The 16,348-nt window shown below is 73.7% G+C and carries 14 protein-coding genes and 1 tRNA gene; 10 read left to right on the forward strand and 5 right to left on the reverse strand.

Annotated features, from left to right (window positions below):
* Positions 1–48 precede the first annotated feature (48 nt).
* Positions 49–1,446 carry a GH1 family beta-glucosidase gene (locus ACWD4B_RS00610; protein ID WP_451418663.1) on the forward strand — a complete coding sequence of 466 codons (1,398 nt, stop codon included), beginning with the start codon at positions 49–51 and terminating at the stop codon, positions 1,444–1,446.
* Positions 1,447–1,456: 10 nt separating this feature from the next.
* Here the strand turns inward: ACWD4B_RS00610 and ACWD4B_RS00615 are convergent, their stop codons facing one another.
* Complete coding sequence (locus ACWD4B_RS00615) at positions 1,457–2,326, reverse strand: spermidine synthase (protein WP_451418664.1); 870 nt, start codon at positions 2,324–2,326, stop codon at positions 1,457–1,459.
* Between the two features lie 31 nt (positions 2,327–2,357).
* Positions 2,358–2,822 carry a hypothetical protein gene (locus ACWD4B_RS00620; RefSeq protein WP_451418665.1) on the reverse strand — a complete coding sequence of 155 codons (465 nt, stop codon included), beginning with the start codon at positions 2,820–2,822 and terminating at the stop codon, positions 2,358–2,360.
* 304 nt (positions 2,823–3,126) lie between these two features.
* Here ACWD4B_RS00620 and ACWD4B_RS00625 point away from each other — a divergent pair, with 304 nt between their 5' ends.
* On the forward strand, positions 3,127–4,518 hold the full coding sequence (locus tag ACWD4B_RS00625) for a tetratricopeptide repeat protein (RefSeq protein WP_451418666.1): 1,392 nt from the start codon (positions 3,127–3,129) through the stop codon (positions 4,516–4,518).
* 64 nt (positions 4,519–4,582) lie between these two features.
* Here ACWD4B_RS00625 and ACWD4B_RS00630 read toward each other — a convergent pair whose 3' ends face one another.
* Positions 4,583–5,176, reverse strand: coding sequence for a histidine phosphatase family protein (locus ACWD4B_RS00630; RefSeq protein ID WP_451418667.1), 594 nt, complete (start codon positions 5,174–5,176; stop codon positions 4,583–4,585).
* Positions 5,177–5,351: 175 nt separating this feature from the next.
* Between ACWD4B_RS00630 and ACWD4B_RS00635 the strand changes: the two genes are divergently transcribed.
* From ACWD4B_RS00635 to ACWD4B_RS00665, 7 genes are all read left to right on the forward strand, one after another.
* Positions 5,352–6,308 carry a phosphatase PAP2 family protein gene (locus ACWD4B_RS00635; protein WP_451418668.1) on the forward strand — a complete coding sequence of 319 codons (957 nt, stop codon included), beginning with the start codon at positions 5,352–5,354 and terminating at the stop codon, positions 6,306–6,308.
* The gene (locus tag ACWD4B_RS00640; protein ID WP_451418669.1) at positions 6,229–7,365 is read left to right on the forward strand and encodes a hypothetical protein; all 1,137 of its coding nucleotides are present in this window, start codon (positions 6,229–6,231) and stop codon (positions 7,363–7,365) included. Before ACWD4B_RS00635 ends, ACWD4B_RS00640 begins: the two co-directional genes overlap by 80 nt.
* Positions 7,362–8,870 (forward strand): hypothetical protein, encoded by a 1,509-nt coding sequence (locus tag ACWD4B_RS00645; RefSeq protein WP_451418670.1) that lies wholly within the window; start codon positions 7,362–7,364, stop codon positions 8,868–8,870. Before ACWD4B_RS00640 ends, ACWD4B_RS00645 begins: the two co-directional genes overlap by 4 nt.
* 8 nt (positions 8,871–8,878) lie before the next feature.
* Entirely contained in the window at positions 8,879–10,231 is a 1,353-nt protein-coding gene (locus tag ACWD4B_RS00650; protein WP_451418694.1) for an AAA domain-containing protein, read from the forward strand.
* 333 nt (positions 10,232–10,564) lie between these two features.
* Positions 10,565–10,933, forward strand: coding sequence for a hypothetical protein (locus ACWD4B_RS00655; protein WP_390781033.1), 369 nt, complete (start codon positions 10,565–10,567; stop codon positions 10,931–10,933).
* 169 nt (positions 10,934–11,102) lie between these two features.
* Positions 11,103–11,648 carry a bifunctional DNA primase/polymerase gene (locus ACWD4B_RS00660; protein WP_336413308.1) on the forward strand — a complete coding sequence of 182 codons (546 nt, stop codon included), beginning with the start codon at positions 11,103–11,105 and terminating at the stop codon, positions 11,646–11,648.
* Positions 11,649–11,703: 55 nt separating this feature from the next.
* Positions 11,704–11,777 (forward strand) — tRNA-Lys (locus ACWD4B_RS00665).
* A gap of 64 nt (positions 11,778–11,841) precedes the next feature.
* Here ACWD4B_RS00665 and ACWD4B_RS00670 read toward each other — a convergent pair.
* Positions 11,842–13,062 carry a M6 family metalloprotease domain-containing protein gene (locus ACWD4B_RS00670; RefSeq protein ID WP_451418695.1) on the reverse strand — a complete coding sequence of 407 codons (1,221 nt, stop codon included), beginning with the start codon at positions 13,060–13,062 and terminating at the stop codon, positions 11,842–11,844.
* A 431-nt stretch (positions 13,063–13,493) separates the two neighbouring features.
* Here ACWD4B_RS00670 and ACWD4B_RS00675 point away from each other — a divergent pair, with 431 nt between their 5' ends.
* Positions 13,494–15,236, forward strand: coding sequence for a putative bifunctional diguanylate cyclase/phosphodiesterase (locus ACWD4B_RS00675; RefSeq protein ID WP_451418671.1), 1,743 nt, complete (start codon positions 13,494–13,496; stop codon positions 15,234–15,236).
* A gap of 75 nt (positions 15,237–15,311) precedes the next feature.
* On the opposite strand, the gene ACWD4B_RS00680 is transcribed toward ACWD4B_RS00675, so the two are convergent.
* Positions 15,312–16,340 carry an LLM class flavin-dependent oxidoreductase gene (locus ACWD4B_RS00680; RefSeq protein ID WP_451418696.1) on the reverse strand — a complete coding sequence of 343 codons (1,029 nt, stop codon included), beginning with the start codon at positions 16,338–16,340 and terminating at the stop codon, positions 15,312–15,314.
* Positions 16,341–16,348: the final 8 nt, after the last annotated feature.

A 16,348-nucleotide genomic window follows, 5' to 3' on the forward strand; every position in this document is an offset into this window, starting at 1 on the left:
TCCCCCCACGTTTCCACGTTTGACTGCCACGTTTATCGGAGCACTTGCATGAGCGTGAACTTCCCTCCCGGCTTCCTCTGGGGCGCCGCAACGGCCGCGTACCAGGTCGAAGGAGCGGCGCGCGAGGACGGCCGCACCGACTCGGTCTGGGACGTCTTCTCCCGCACCCCCGGCCGGGTGCTGGGCGGCGACACCGGGGACATCGCCGCCGACCACTACCACCGCCGCGCCGCCGACGTGGCGCTGATGGCCGAACTGGGCCTGGGCGCCTACCGCTTCTCCGTCTCCTGGCCCCGCGTCCAGCCCACGGGCCGCGGTCCCGCGTCGCAGCGGGGCCTCGACTTCTACCGGGAGCTCGTGGACGACCTGCTCGCCCACGGCATCCGGCCGCTGCTGACCCTCTACCACTGGGACCTGCCCCAGGAGCTGGAGACGGCGGGCGGCTGGCCGGCCCGGGAGACGGCACACCGCTTCGCCGACTACGCGTACCTCGTCGGCGAGGCCCTGGGCGACCGCGTCGGGATGTGGTGCACCCTCAACGAGCCCTGGTGCAGCGCCTTCCTCGGCTACGGCTCCGGCGTGCACGCCCCGGGCCGCACGGACCCGGCGGACGCCCTGCGCGCGGCCCACCACCTCAACCTGGCGCACGGCCTCGGGGCGCAGGCACTGCGCTCCGTGCTCCCCGGCGGGGCCCTGCTGACGGTGGCCCTCAACACCGCGGCCGTCAGGGCCCTCACGTCCTCCCCGCAGGACCTGGACGCTCAGCGGCGCATCGACGCCCTGTCCACCCGTATCTTCACCGAGCCCATGCTCAACGGCGCATACCCCGCCGACCTGTTGGCGGACACGGCACGGATCACGGACTGGTCCTTCGTCCGCGACGGCGACCCGGACATCGTCAAACACCCCCTGGACGCGCTCGGCATCAACTACTACGCACCCACAGTGGTATCAGCGGGCACTGACAACGGCCCCTCGCGCGCCGACGGCCACGGCGGAGGCGAGCACTCCGCCTGGCCCGGCGCCGAACGCCACGTCGCCTTCCACCAGCCCCCCGGCAGGCGCACCGCGATGGACTGGAGCGTGGACGCCACCGGCCTCCACGACCTGCTGATGCGCTTCACCCGCGAACTGCCCGGCCTGCCCCTGCTCGTCACCGAGAACGGCGCGGCCTACGACGACAAGCCCGACGCGGCGGGTGCGGTGCACGACCCCGAGCGCATTGCGTATGTGCGTGCGCACCTGGAGGCGGTTCTGCGCGCCGTCTCCGAAGGCGCGGACGTCCGCGGGTATTTCGTGTGGTCGTTGCTGGACAACTTCGAGTGGGCCTACGGGTACAGCAAGCGGTTCGGGGTGGTCTACGTGGATTATGCGACGCAGGCGCGGACGCCGAAGTCAAGTGCCCGGTGGTATGCGGAGGTTGTGCGTACGGGGCGGCTCGGCTGATCCTGCCGTTCTACTCGAAGACCGACGGCGGCGGGGTCGGGGACGGGCGGGCGGTCGCATCCGTGACCGGGGCCGCGCCGCCGGTGAAGTCGGCCAGTCCCTTGCCGTGTTCCACGCGCCCCTGGTGCGGATCCGTCGCGGCGCGCCGGGTCAGCTCCGCGACCGGCAGCTCCCGGTCCGAGGCCAGCAGCACGGCGTTGCCGAAGCGCTTGCCGCGCAACACCGCCGGGTCGGCGGTCAGGCACAGCTCGGGAAAGACCGTCCGCACCGTCGCGATCTGCGCCTTGAGGTGGGCGAGCGGCGGGCCGTCGGCGAGGTTGGCGACGTAGAAACCGCCGGGGCGCAGCGCGCGGCGCACCTCGGCGACGAACTCGGTGCTGGTCAGGTGCGCCGGGGTGCGGGCGCCGCCGAAGACGTCGGCGATGATCAGGTCCGCCCAGCCGTCCGGCACCTTGCCGAGCCCCTCGCGGGCGTCGCCGCCGCGGACCCGGATCCGCCAGCTGCCGTCCAGCGGCAGCTCGGTGCGTATGAACTGCACGAGCGGGGCGTCGATCTCGACGATCTGCTGCGTCGACCGGGGCCGGGTCGCGGCTATGTAGCGCGCGAGCGTGAAGGCGCCGCCGCCGAGGTGCAGCGCCTGGACGGGCCTGCCGGGGGGCGCCACGAGGTCGGCGATGTGACCGATCCGGCGCTGGTAGGCGAACTCGAGGTACGCGGGGTCGTCGAGGTCCACGTGGGACTGCGGCGCCCTGTCGATCAGCAGGGTCCGGCCGCGGGGGCGGTCGCGATCGGGCACGAGCTCCGCGAGACCACCCGCCACCTGCGCCGATATCGGTTCCGCCGCGCGCCCGCGGCCCTGCTTCTGTTTGCCCTTTGCCACACGGCAAGTATCCCGCGGGCGGCTCGGGCGGCTATCTGCAGCGGTCGACGGCCTCGATCGTGCGGGCCGCCTCACCGAGCGCCGCGCGCAGCACGGCGGGATCCGTGGCGGAGGTGAAGGCCACATCCGGGGCGACGAGCCAGCCGGTGCCCGTGACCGGCGGCTCGGCGACGCCGTCGGGCGCACCCGTGCGCAGGCCGCGCCCGTAGGTCTCGGTGCAGGCGCTGCCCGGCAGGTCCCAGGCGGCGGCGGTGCCGGGCGGTACGAGGAAGCCGAGGGTGTCGCAGTCGCCGTCGTGCAGCACGGGCCCCACACCGTCGCGCAGCCGCAGGATGTCGACCGCCTCCAGGCCCTGCCGGGCAGGGACGGTGACGAGGTCGCACGGATCGCTCTCCGTGGCCGCCGGCGGCGGGTATGGGGAAGCGCTGCGGTCCTGACGCGGCTGGTGCAGTGCCGTCGTTCGCGAGCTGCCGATGTCCACTCCGGCCTCCGCCAAGGGAAACCCCTCCTCCGCCGCACAAGTCCGCTTCCGCAGTGAACGGACCGTCCGCGGGCCCCGGTCACGAGCCCGCTCCAGTCCGTTCACCCGGTTCAACGCCCGTGCGGTGTCAACGGCTACGGCGCCGCGCCGCCGCAAAGGATGGCAGTTCATGGCGGATGGCAGGTGGGATATCCGTTTTGTAGAGAAACCAGGCGTAGTGGTCCCGCCACAGCCGGTACGGTCATCACGCCATACGGCAGCACAGCCACCCGTCCCGCAGGCACCTCGCGGGGCGGCTCGCCAGGGAGAGGGTCCGGCCATGGCGTCGTCTCGCACGTCTTCCTCCGCGTCCTCGCCGCGCCGCCCGAACACCGCCTTCCGCAGGCTCCGGGGGCAGCGCTCACCAGGCGAGTTCGCGGCGGAGGTGCGCCGGGCGGCCCGCGAGATCGGCGAACACGTCTCCTGCGACGCGCGCTACATCGGGCGCGTCGAGTCCGGCGAGATCCGCTGTCCCAACTACGCCTACGAGCGAGTGTTCCGCCATATGTTCCCCGGCTGCGAACCGGCGGACATGGGGTTCGCGCCGCGGGAGGCAGTGCGCGGACGGGGGGCGCGCGACAAGGGCGGTGCGCCGCCCGCTTCCACCGAGAACCCCTCGGGCGGCCGCAACCCGGGTTACGGGGGCGGTCCCCTCGACCGCTTCGACAGCAGCAAGGAGAGCGACGTGTTGCGTCGCGCGTTCATTTCCTCCGGCCCGGCCGCCATGGCCACCGCCTCCCTGGGCGGAGTGCCGGGTGCCCGCAGGCCCCGGCATGCGGGCGAGGCCGAGGCCTCCGCCCTCGAACAGGCGGTCCGGCGGATCCGGCTGCTCGACGACCGGCACGGCGCCGACCACCTCTACCGGCGTGCTGCGCAGCCGCTGCGGGCGGCGTACGAACTGCTCGACGCGGAGACCCGGCGGCAGTCGGTGGCGGACCGGCTGCACGCGGGCGCGGGCGAACTCGCCATCTCCGTCGGCTGGCTGGCCCACGACTCCGGACGTTTCGGCGACGCCCGCTCCCACTACGCGGAGGCCCTAGCGACCGCACGCGTCGCCGGGGACGCGGCACTGGAGGCGCACGCCTTCTGCAACACCGCCTTCCTCGCGCGCGACGCCGGACGACCGCGGGAGGCCGTCCGCGCCGCACAGGCCGCACAACAGGCCGGCCGGCAGTTGGCCTCGGCACGGCTGATGTCCCTGCTGACCCTGCGGGAGGCGGGCGGCTGGGCGCAGCTGGGCGACCGGGCGGCCTGTGAGGAAACGCTGCTGCGCGCACGGACGCTCTTCGAGCGCGGGCGGAGCGAGGACGACCCGGAGTGGATGACGTTCTTCGGCGAGGCCGAGCTGGAGCTGCTGGAGGCGCAGTGCTGGTCCGCCCTCGGCGACTGGCGGAGGGCGGCGGAGCACGGCGGGCGGGCCGTGGAGCTGGCCGATCCGCACTTCGCGCGGAACATCGCCCTGTACACGGCGCAGCTGGCCGGGGACCTGGCGCAGGGGGGCGAAGTGGCGGAGGCGGCGGTGGCCGGGGAGCGGGTCCTGGACCTGCTGGCGCAGGTCCAGTCGGCGCGGATCCGGGGAATGCTGGCGTCCATGGCGCGGGTGCTGCGCTCCCACGCGCGCGTGCCTGCGGTCGGCGCGTTTCTGGCGCGGCACGACACGCAGGCCGTGTGAGGCGCGAACCGTTCGAGGCTCCGGACGCGAAACGTGTGACGCTCCGGGCGTCAGGATCCGTACGTCAGGCCAGGTGCCCCGTGTCGTTCCAACGCTCGATGGCCGGTTCGTCGTACGCCCAGCCCAGGATCGACAGCGACGTCGGGTCCAGGCGGATGCGCGCCGCGAACGACGCGTCCTGGCCCAGCCAGCGGGAGCCGATCACGCGCAGGATGTGGCCGTGCGCGAAGATCATGACGTCGCGGTCCGCCGACTTCGCCCAGCGGATGACCTCGTCCGCACGCGCCGACACCTCGGCCAGCGCCTCGCCCTCCGGCACGCCGTCGCGCCAGATGAACCAGTCCGGGCGGCCGGACTTGATCTCGGCCGGGGTCATGCCCTCGTACGCGCCGTAGTCCCACTCCATCAGCGCGTCCCAGTCGGCCGCCCGGTCCCCGAAACCGGCCAGCTCGCAGGTCTCCTTGGCACGCACGAGCGGGCTGGTGCGGATCTCGACGTCCGGCAGGCCGTTCCACGGGGTGCGGTGCAGGCGCTCGCCGAGCAGCTTGGCGCCGCGCCGCCCCTCGTCGAGGAGCGGGATGTCCGTGCGGCCGGTGTGCTTGCCGGAGAGCGACCATTCGGTCTGTCCGTGCCGGGCCAGCAGGATGCGCGGTGCCATGGAGTGGGCCCCTTCACAAGTGTGCGGTGACGTTCCTCTCCATCATCACTCACGCCCGTACCAGGCAACCCTTGGGGCGCTTGAGACGTCTCCTTTCCCGCGCCCAGGGGCGGTGTGCGGCCAATGTGGCGTACACCGTACGGTTGCATGTCCGCTTGTTGGCCGCCTGAACAACATGGAGAGCGTCCGGATGTACCGCACCGCACCACTCGGGAAGCGGCCGCGCTGGTGGACCGAGCTGCCCCTGATAGCCGTCGTCTACGGCCTGTACTCGGCAGGCCGGCTGCTGGTGCGGGGTGACGTGCAGGCGGCGGTCGACCACGGCATATCGATACTCGACCTTGAAAAAACGTTCCGAATAAACATCGAGCCCCCGCTCAACCGGCTCTTCACCGACCACCCCGCGCTGGGCATACCCGCCGACTTCGCCTACGCGTCCCTGCACTATCTGCTCACGCCCGCCATCCTGATCTGGCTGTTCCGGCGCCGGCAGGAGCACTACCGCCGGCTGCGGACCTGGCTGATGATCTCCACCCTCATCGGCCTCATCGGCTTCACCCTGCTGCCCACCTGCCCGCCCCGGCTGCTGGAGGCCGGCTACGGGTTCGTCGACACGATGGCCCAGTACGGCTCGTACGGCTGGTGGGGCGGCGACGCGAGCGCCCCGCGCGGACTCGGCGGGTTCACCAACCAGTACGCGGCCATGCCGAGCCTGCACGTCGGCTGGGCCCTGTGGTGCGGGGCCGTGCTCTGGCGGCACGCGCGCAGCATCTGGGCGAAGGCCGCCGGCGCGATCTACCCGCTCGCCATCGCCCTCGTGGTGATGGGCACCGCCAACCACTACCTCCTGGACGCGGTCGCCGGCGCGGCCGTCATGGGCGTCGGCTACCTCCTGTCCCGGCCCGCGCTGCGCCTCGCCGAGCGCATCCGGTCCCGCTTCGCCGGTCCGGACGGCGCGGAAAGCCGTGAGGTGCCCGCGGTTGTCAGTGGCGGATGCGAGACTGCGGCGCGTACGGCGGATACAGCGCACCGACTTCGCGAGGCGGACGCCAGTGACCAGATCCCTCGACAGCCGGCCCGGGGCGAGGCCGGGGACAGCCGCACCGACGACGCTGCGACGGCAGCTCGCTGAGCTGCGCGGCCCGGAGGCCGTGCCGCACCCTCTGGACGCCCGCGCACTGGCGGCCCTGGCCGCCAACCCCGGCTGCCGCCGCCGGGCCCTGCTCGACGGTGCCGGGGTGGACAAGGCCGCGCTGGCCCGGGCGCTGGGGGCGCAGGCGACGTTCGGCCAGTCCCAGTTCGCGTTCGTGCGCGGCCACGCCTTCGAAGCGCGGGTGAAGGGCGACGGCGGGGCGGAGCTGGTGCGACTGCTGTGCGGGCGGCTGCCCGGGGCGGAGCCGCCGGAGGCGGACGCCGTGGACGTGCCCGACCTGTCGGCCGCCGGCCCCGAGGGCCGCACGGCGCGGACGGCCCTGGTCCTCCGCGAGGCCACGGCGGCGGGGCGCTGGGCGCTGCTGGACCACCCGATGCTGAGCCTGACCGTCGCCGGGACGCCCGCCTTCCTGGAGCCGGATGCGGTGATCGTCCATCCCGACGGGGGCTGGACGGTCGTGGAGATCAAGTCCTTCGCCATGGTCGACGGGGCGGCGGACTCCGCCAAGGTGGGCGCCGCGGCGCGGCAGGCCGCGGTGTACGCACTCGCGCTGGACGCCCTCGGCGGGCGCGTCCGCCCGGAGGCGCTCCTGGTCTGCCCGAAGGACTTCTCCAATCTGCCGGCCGCGGCACTCGTCGACGTCCGCCGCCAACTGGCCGCCACGCGGCGCCAGCTGGCCCGGCTGGAGCGGGTGGCGGACATCGCCGCCGCACTGCCGCCCGGCCTCTCGTTCGCGACGGACCGGCCGGCGGCCGAGCTGGCCGAGGCGGTGGGCGCGGTCGAGGCGGCGTACGCGCCGGAGTGCCTGGCGGCCTGCGAGCTCGCCTTCCACTGCCGGGAACGGGCACGGGAGGAGGGGGCCATGGCGGTGCTCGGACGGGGACTGCGGGCGGAGTTGGGGGATCTGACGACCGTCGAGGCGGTGGCCGCTGCGCTGGGCGGGGTGGGGGGTGCGGGGGATCCGGTCGTTGACGCGCTTCGGCGTGCCGCCGGGCTTCGGGCGGAGGCGCTCAGCAGTGCGGGGGAGCTCGTATGAGTCTCCTCACCACCCTCGCCCGCGTCGAAGCCGTTCAAGCCGGCAAGGCCCAACCGCTTGCCACCGTGCGGCATCGGTATCTCTCCGAGCGGCCGCTCGTTCTCGTGCTGTTCACCACCGCCGGTGAGGCGGGTGCGCCGCTCGGTGCACTGGTCGGGACCGAGCGGGACGCCCCGCGGCTGCTGGCCGTTCCCCAACCGCGCGACAGGGACCTGCGGTTCGCGTTCCTCGCCGAACTGGCCGACGTGATGCTGCCGTACATCGAGCAGTACGGCGAAGCGGACGGAGGCGAGGGCGAGGAGCCGTGCCCCGATGCGCCACAGATCCTCGTGCCCAACGCGCCCGGCGTGGAGTACGTCCGCCTGCTCGGTCGCTCCATGCGCTTCCGCCGCACCGCCGAGCAGGATCCCGAGGCCCCGTATCCCGCGCCCCCGCGCGTCCCGCTGCTGGGCCGGTGGCTCACGCATGTCGGGGAGCGGGCCCGGGTGCCGGGCGCGTCCCTGCTGCTGCCGATGACGCACCTGCTGGGCCGGCACTGGGCCACGGGCCAGAGCCGCCTGGAGGACCAGCACCTCGGCGCGCTGCTCGCCTGGATCGATCCCCCGCCGGGGATGACGGGTGCCGCGGCGGCCCTGCGCGCGGAGACGGAGCGCGGCCCCGACGGGCTCCTCCGCCAGCCCCCGGCCGGGCCCGCCACGGATCCGGTCTTCGACAACAAGCGCCTGGCGCCCGCCGCTTCGCGCCACGACCTCGCGCGCACCGCGGCGCAGCGGTCCGCCGCCGAGGAGGAGATCCGCGAGCTCCTCGCCTCCCAGCTCCGGCCCACGTGGGACGCCATGTGGCGCGGCATCGACCTGCTGCGCGCCCTCCCGGAGGGCGCCCGGGTCGCCGACCGCTGGCGGCGGGACCGCTGGTCGTACACCGCGCACCGCGACCGCATCCGCGCGGGCGAACCCCCGCAGCCCCGGCGGGACGACGCGGTGACGGCGGCCCGCAAGCTCGCCGCGCGCGAGAGTGCTCTGGCCCAGCTGGACGCCCAGGAGGCGCTGGACGATCCGCTGGTGATGGCCGCACGGCGGCTGGCCGGCGCGGCCTTCGAGGGGGAGGTCACCGAGGTGGTGATGGAGTACTCGGAGGCGAAGGTCCCGCGCCCGCGTCCCCTGGTGACGGTGCGCACGGAGGACGCCCCGCACCTCGCCGAGGGCGTGAAGCTGTACCGGGCGCTGCCCGACGGCCGTGCCCAGACCGGGGAGTTCGTGTCGTACGGGCCGGACGGCGCGCCGACCGTGCGGCTGACCGGCGGGATGGGCCGGGGCAAGGTCCCCGAGCCGGGTTCGGTGCCCGAGAAGAACGACCGGGTCTGCTGGACGCTCTTCGAGCATGCGCCCCGGGGCGGCCCCGAACTGCCCGATCCCGAGCGCACGCCCTGGACCCACGGCGGCCCGCCGGACCCGGCGGCACCGCCCGACGCCCCCGACCCCGTGACCGCGGAGGACCGGCTGTGAGCGTACGCATGGCGCGCGGACGCGCCTTCGACCCGGCCAGGGCGGCGGCCGAGGCCACCGGGGCGATCCTGCACGACACCCTGCACAGCCCGCACCGCGGCGTCGTCGTGGACTCCCCGCCCGGCGCGGGCAAGTCCACGCTCGTCGTCCGGGCGGCCCGCGAACTTGCCGCTGCCGGGCGCCCGTTGATGATCGTCGCGCAGACCAACGCCCAGGTCGACGACCTGGTGCTGCGCCTGGCCGAGGCGGAGCCCGGGCTGCCGGTCGGCCGGCTGCACAGCAACGAGCGCCGTCCGTACGACCCGGCGCTCGCCGGCCTGGACTCGGTGGTGACGTCCGCGAAGGCGGCGGATCTGGCCGGGCTGGACGTCGTGGTCTCCACGGCCGCGAAGTGGGCGCACACCAGGGCCGAGGAGCCGTGGGGGCACGCGATCGTCGACGAGGCGTACCAGATGCGCTCGGACGCGCTGCTGGCCGTGGCGGGCCTCTTCGAGCGGGCGCTGTTCGTCGGCGACCCGGGCCAGCTGGATCCGTTCAGCGTGGTCGGGCCCGAGGGCTCGGCCCAGTGGGCGGGGCTGTCGTACGACCCGTCGGCGAGCGCGGTGACGACGCTGCTGGCCCACAACCCCGGCCTGCCGCAGCACCGGCTGCCGGTGTCCTGGCGGCTGCCCGCCTCGGCCGCGCCGCTGGTGTCGGACGCCTTCTACCCGTACACGCCCTTCCGCAGCGGCACGGACCACGGGGACCGGCGGCTGGCCTTCGGGGTGCCGTCCGACGGCTCGGGCCCGGACCGGGTGCTGGACGAGGCGGCGGAGTCGGGCTGGGGCCTCCTGGAGCTGCCCGCGCGCCACACGCCGCGGACGGATCCGGAGGCGGTGGGCGCGGTGGCGCTGGTGGTCCGGCGGCTGCTGGACCGGGGCGGCGCGACGACCAGCGAGCGCTCGCCGGACCCGGTGCCGCTGACGGCGGAACGGATCGCGGTGGGCACGGCCCACCGCGACCAGGCGGCGGCGGTGCGCGCGGCACTGGCGGAGCGCGGGGTCCACGGCGTCACGGTGGACACCGCCAACCGGCTCCAGGGCCGGGAGTTCGATGTGACGGTCGTGCTGCACCCGCTGTCGGGCCGCCCGGACGCCACGGCCTTCCACCTGGAGACGGGCCGGCTGTGCGTCCTGGCCTCGCGCCATCGGCACGCGTGCGTGGTGGTGTGCCGGGCGGGTGTCGACCGCCTGCTCGACGACCACCCGTCGACGGAGCCGGTCCAGCTGGGCGTCACGGTGAAGTTCCCGGACGGGTGGGAGGCCAACCATGCGGTGCTGGCGCACCTCGGCGAACACCGGGTGCGGTGGGCGCCGCCGTGATACGGGCCGGGGCCCCGTGCCCCCCGTTGCGCGGGCAGCACAGGCGGGCACCCGGGTGCGTGTCCGGCGGATCTTCGTCACACGGCACCACGGTGCCCTGTCAGGGGCGCGGGGAACTGCGACCAGCCGCTGACGGCCCGCAGCCGACACGCCGCCTCGGGGTTCGGGGCGAAGCCCCGGGACTTCGGCTGCGGGCACGTTCATGGTTGCTCGCGCAGTTCCCCGCGCCCCTGACAGGGCGCCGCCCGCCTGGTCGGTCGGCCTCTTGTCGACGGCCCCCTTGCGGTACGCAGGAGAATGGATGGCGGTGCAGACGATCCTGGAGGTATGTACATGTGCGAGCCGAAGCAGGCTCCCGGCGCGCGTGACGGCAGTGGTCCGCGTCGTCTGAAGCCCGCCCAGTTGCTCTTCGAGCCGCCCGAGGCCGTCACCGATCCCGAACACTTCTTCGATCTCGAATCGATCGAGGACCCGCGCGAACTGCTGGCCCGCTCCACCGAGCTGGCGCTGGCCTTCCGCGCGGCAGCCGACCGCGCGACCGAGTACCAGGCGGTCGCGGCGGCCCAGCTCGCCGACCCCCGGCGCTTCGACCGGCTGCCGACGGCCGTGATCGCGGAGCGGGCCGAGTGGAGCGAGGACTACACCAGAAAGATGGTGGAATTCGGCCGCGGGCTGCTGCGTGACGGCAGCGTGGTCGAGTAGTGGTCGAGTAGCGGCCGGGCAGCCGCCCGGCGGGACGAGTGCGGCCCGTGGTCCGGGGACCATGGGCCGCTGGCATATGCGGCGCACAAGGTAGCGCACCGTCCGCCGCCCTGTCCCGGATTCGGGCAAGCACCCGGGGGCCGGGCCTGTGACGCAGATCATGGGACCCATGACCTCCCGAGAGCACTCGCCGCGCCCCCCGTACGCCGCACCGGTCGCCGCCCGGGTCACCCTGGCCGGTGCCGACTGGCTCGCCTCCGCCAGCAGGTTCCCGCGCAGCGTCCACGCCCTGTGGGCCGACAGCCCGGGATCCTCGGTCGTGCTCCCCTGCGGCACCGCGTTCGACGTGATCGGCACCCCCGCGCTCTTCGGGCGCCGGGTGCTGGACCGGCTGTGGGCGGCGGGGCCGGGCTCCGGACCGGTCGCGGCCCAGCGCGGCCGGCTGCTGCTCTTCGCCGCACCCGGCACCGCCCAGCGGCTGCCCGCGCTGCTGAGCTGGGAGGAGTGGGGAGGCCGCGACCGCCGGGTGCCCCCGCTGCTGTGCCACGGCACGGGCGACACGGTGGCCGTCCCCCCGCTGTTCCCGGCGGACGAGACCGAGCCCGTGCCCCCCGCCGCCCGCTGGCTGGTCGCCCCGGAGACCCGGGACCCCTGGCTCCCGGGGCCCGACGTGCTGCTGTGGGCCTGCGTCCGAGCCGCTCGTGCAGCGGTTTAAACATCCGGATTTTCTTTCCACCGGATCAGGGTGCTAAAGTCTTCCACGTCAGCAGGCGCCGCTAGCTCAGTTGGTTAGAGCAGCTGACTCTTAATCAGCGGGTCCGGGGTTCGAGTCCCTGGCGGCGCACAGACAGAAGTAGGCCCTCGCACTCCGGTGCGGGGGCCTTCTTCCTTTCCCTCCCGCCCCCGCGTCACTCGCGCCGCACCCTGACCGTCCAGGCGCCGCCCGCCGTGCGCGCCCGGACGCTCACCTCGACACCGTCCGCGTGCTCGGCCGCCAGCGTCTCGCCCACGCCGAGCGGCGCGTCCGCCAGCTGCGGATTGACGGACTCGCCCCAGCAGGCCTGCCGCCCCGGATGGCCGTCCAGCACCTGGATCGGCCCGTTGCCCGAAGGAACGTCACTGCGCACCCGGTAGACCAGGACGCCCTCGGTGCAGGTGGAGGCGTCGTTGCCGGAGGCTCCCCGCGCCTCGACGACGATCGCGCTGTTCAGGCCCGTACGCACCACCACCAGCCGGGTGCGCGGGTCCGTGCCCGGCACCATCGGGGCCTCGACCGGCTGGAGGGTGTGCAGCGTGCTGCCCCGGCCGAGGACGCAGTCGACCTGCCGGGCGGTGAGCCAGCCCAGCTTCCACTTGTGCCAGCCGAAGGGATCGGAGGCGAGCCCGAACTGGCTGCCCATGAGGTCCCAGTCGCCGACGTGGGTGTCCCAGTCACCCTTGCCGTCCACGGGCCGGTGGTAGAGGTCGGGCAGGTCCAGGGCGTGGCCCGTCTCATGGGCGAGGACGTTGCGGTCCGGCGGGTGGTGCTCGAAGACGGTGACGACGCGGCGCAGGTCGGTGTTGTCGACATGGATCGGCTGGTCAAGATTGACCACCTTGGTGGCATCGGAGTCCACACCGGGGGCGTCGGGATCGGCCACGAGGTAGACGAGCCCGTAGCGGCTGAAGTCCACCTCGCCGTCGGCCGCGGCAATGGCGTCCTTGAGGTAGGCGGAGCGCAGGTCGCCGTCCCAGTCGCGCTGTATGCGGTAGTCGACCGAGGGCCGGGGCATGCGGATCCACTTCTTCAGCGGGTGGACGCGCAGCGAGAACTGCCCGTAGGAGGCCCGCTCGAAGAAGCGGGACGTGCCGGGGAAGTGGTCCGCCGCGAGCCGCTCCGGGGTGACGTAGGGGCGGGAGTCCGGGAAGGACAGGAAGACCATCACGGCGTCGAGCCGGCCGACCGGGCGCGGGAAGGCCGGGTTCCAGGTGTCGAGCCCCTCGGAGTGATGGGCCTCGCTGCGCGGCAGCGCGCACGGGCCGCCGGGCCCCACGGCGTGCGCGGGCCCGGTCGCGATCGTCGTGGCGATCGCACACAGGGAAGTGATCACGGCTCCGGCACGACGCAGCCGGGGCCGGTCCACTCCCATGGGTGTCTGCGGACGCACCACGTCGACCTCCGGGGACGGATTCGGGAGACCTCCACCACCCTCTTGTTATTTGCGGTGTTATGCCCCGTTTCACTACCCCAGTCGAGTGACTAAGCCGACTTCTGGGTACATCACACTCAGTCACGGTCAGTCAATCGGGAAGCCGCTGTCGTGCAGCTCCAGACATGAGTGCGCATGGACGGGCATGGACGAACGGAATCGGTCACCGCATGGCCGGCGGCACCGCCGCTCGCGGGCGGGCCGCTGGAACGGGCCCTGTGCGAGCCCTATGATCGCCACATTTCCAGCACGGAAACCCCCCTACAGGCGGCCATTCAGCCCTATTTCGACCACTCGTACGACCCACGCACACGATTCGAAGACCCCTGCACTCCAGCAGTGCGGACCCCGATGCCACGCGGGAGCGAGCGGTGAGCGGACCCCTCGACGGCCAGGGCGGTACCCCCGGCACCATGCCGCCAGTCGTCACGCAACGTAATCTGACCCCCCAGGAATTCCGGGCTGCCTTCCGAGCCGCGCACCTCGGCATGGCCGTCGTCGGCCGCGACGGCCTCGTACGCACCGCCAACGACGCCCTCGGCGTCCTGCTGGGCACCGACCCCGCCCGGCTCCAGGACTCCCCCGCCGCCGAGTTCACCGGACTGCGCGACGACACCCGGACCTGGCTGAAGTACCGCGAGGTGCTGCTGGGCCGCCGCGACCGCCTGCACTGCACCCGGCGGTTGAGACAGTCCGGCGGACGGGGGCTGTGGGCCGAGGTGACCGTCACTCCGCTGCCCGAGAGCCACGACGCGCTGCTGTCGGTCGCGGACGTGAGCGACCGGCGCGACCTGCGGGCCCGGCTGCGGCACGTCCGGATGCACGACCCGGTGACCCGGCTGCCCAACCGGAGCCTGTTCTTCGAGCGGCTGGCCGGAGCGCTGGCCGCCGCCTCGGCCCTGCCCGCGCTACCGGGCGGAACGGGCCGGATCGGCCTGTGCTACCTCGACCTGGACGGCTTCAAGGCCGTCAACGACACCCTCGGCCACGGCGCCGGCGACCGGCTGCTGATCGCCGTGGCCGACCGGCTCACGGCCTGCGCGGCACCGGGCGGGCACCTCGTGGCCCGGCTCGGCGGCGACGAATTCGCCGTCCTGGTCGAGGAGTCCGCGGGTACCCAGCAGCTGATCGACCTCGCCGTGGCCGTACAGACCGCCCTGCAGCGGCCGTTCGAGGTGGCCGGACAGCAGCTGTCGGTGTCGGCGAGCATCGGCGTGGTCGAGCGCCCGGCCGCCGGGACGCACGCCACCGAGCTGATGCAGGCCGCGGACACCACGCTGTACTGGGCCAAGGCGGACGGCAAGGCCCGCTGGACCCTCTTCGACCCCGAGCGCAACGCCCACCGGATGAACCGGCAGGCGCTCTCCCGGACGCTGCGCCCCGCCGTCGAGCGAGGCGAGTTCGCGCTGCAGTACCAGCCGCTGGTGGGGCTGGCCGACGGCGTCGTACGAGGGGTGGAGGCCCTGGTGCGCTGGTGCCACCCGCAGTTCGGCACGCTCGGACCGAACCGGTTCATCACGCTCGCGGAGGAGACCGGCGCCATCGTCCCGCTGGGCCGCTGGGTGCTGGCGACCGCGTGCCGGCAGGCCCGGCGCTGGCAGCTCGAACGGCCGGACGGGCCGCCGCTGGTCGTCAGCGTCAACGTGGCGGTGCGTCAGGTGTGGGACTCCGACCTGGTCGCGGACGTGGCCGCGGCCCTCGCCGAGACCGGGCTGCCGCCGCACCTGCTGCAGCTGGAACTCACCGAGTCGGCCGTGATGGGCACGGCCGGGCGACCGCTGCAGCAGCTGCGGGAGCTGAGCGACATGGGCGTCGCCATCGCCATCGACGACTTCGGGACGGGGTACTCCAACCTCGCCTACCTCAGCCGGCTGCCGGTGTCCGCGCTCAAGCTGGACGGCACGTTCGTGCACGGCCGCAATCCCGCGGACGAGGCGATCGTGGAGGCGTTGGTGCAACTGGCGCACCGGTTGGGGCTGACGGTGACGGCGGAGTGCGTGGAGAGTGCGGAGCAGGCGGAGCGGCTGGGGCGGATGGGGTGCGATACCGGGCAAGGGTGGTTCTACTCGCGGCCGGTGCCGGCCGAGCGGATCTCGGAGTTGCTCGGGGCCTGAGCGGTCGGTACTCGGCTGCGGGTCGTCCTTGGTTGCTCGCGCAGTTCCCCGCGCCCCTTACGGGGCGCGGAAACTCTACATTTCGTACATATTCGCGATCAGCTCAAGGCTCCGCACCCGCGCCTCCGCCCCATGCACGTTCGAGGTGAGCATCAGCTCGTCCACGCCCGTCCGGCGCACCAGCGCGTTCAGCCCCTCCCGTACCTCGTCGGGTGTCCCGTACACCACATTGCGCAGCCAGTCCGCCACGAACTCCTTCTCCGCCGGGGTGAAGGCGTACGTCTCCGCCTCCTCCGGTGTGGGGACCAGGCCGGGGCGGCCCCTGCGCAGGCGGAGCATCGCCAGTGCGCCCGTCATGACCTGGCGGTGCGCCTCGCGGGCGTCGTCCGCGGCGAAGGCCTGGACGCCGATCTTGGCGTAGGGGCGGTCCAGGACCTCGGACGGGCGGAACGACTCGCGGTAGAGCTCCAGCGCCGGAACCGTGTTCGCGGCCGAGAAGTGGTGTGCGAAGGAGAACGGCAGGCCGAGCAGGCCGGCCAGGCGGGCGCTGAAGCCCGAGGAGCCGAGCAGCCAGACCGACGGGCGGTCGGCGCGCTGCACCCCGCCGGGCACCCGGCCCTGGACGGGGCCCGGCACGGCGTGGATGCGGGCGAAGCGGTGGCCGTCGGGGAAGTCGTCGTCCAGGAAGCGGGTGAGTTCGGAGAGCTGTTGGGGGAAGTCGTCCGCGCCCTCGTGCAGCGAGTCGGTGCGGCGCAAGGCGGCCGCGGTCGCGCCGTCCGTGCCGGGGGCGCGGCCGAGGCCGAGGTCGATGCGGCCGGGGGCGAGGGCCTCAAGGGTGCCGAACTGTTCGGCGATCACCAGGGGTGCGTGGTTGGGCAGCATCACCCCGCCGGAGCCGAGGCGGATGCGGTCGGTGCGGGCGGCGAGGTGGGCGAGGATGACGGCCGGCGAGGAGCTGGCCACCCCCGGCATGGAGTGGTGCTCGGCGACCCAGAAGCGGTGGTAGCCGCGGCGCTCGGCGAGGCGGGCCAGTTCGACCGTGGTGCCGAGTGCCTGCCGGGCGGTGCGGCCGCTGCCGACGGCCGCCAGGTCCAGTACGGACAGGGGGACGG

The sequence above is a fragment of the Streptomyces sp. NPDC002536 genome (assembly GCF_053594995.1).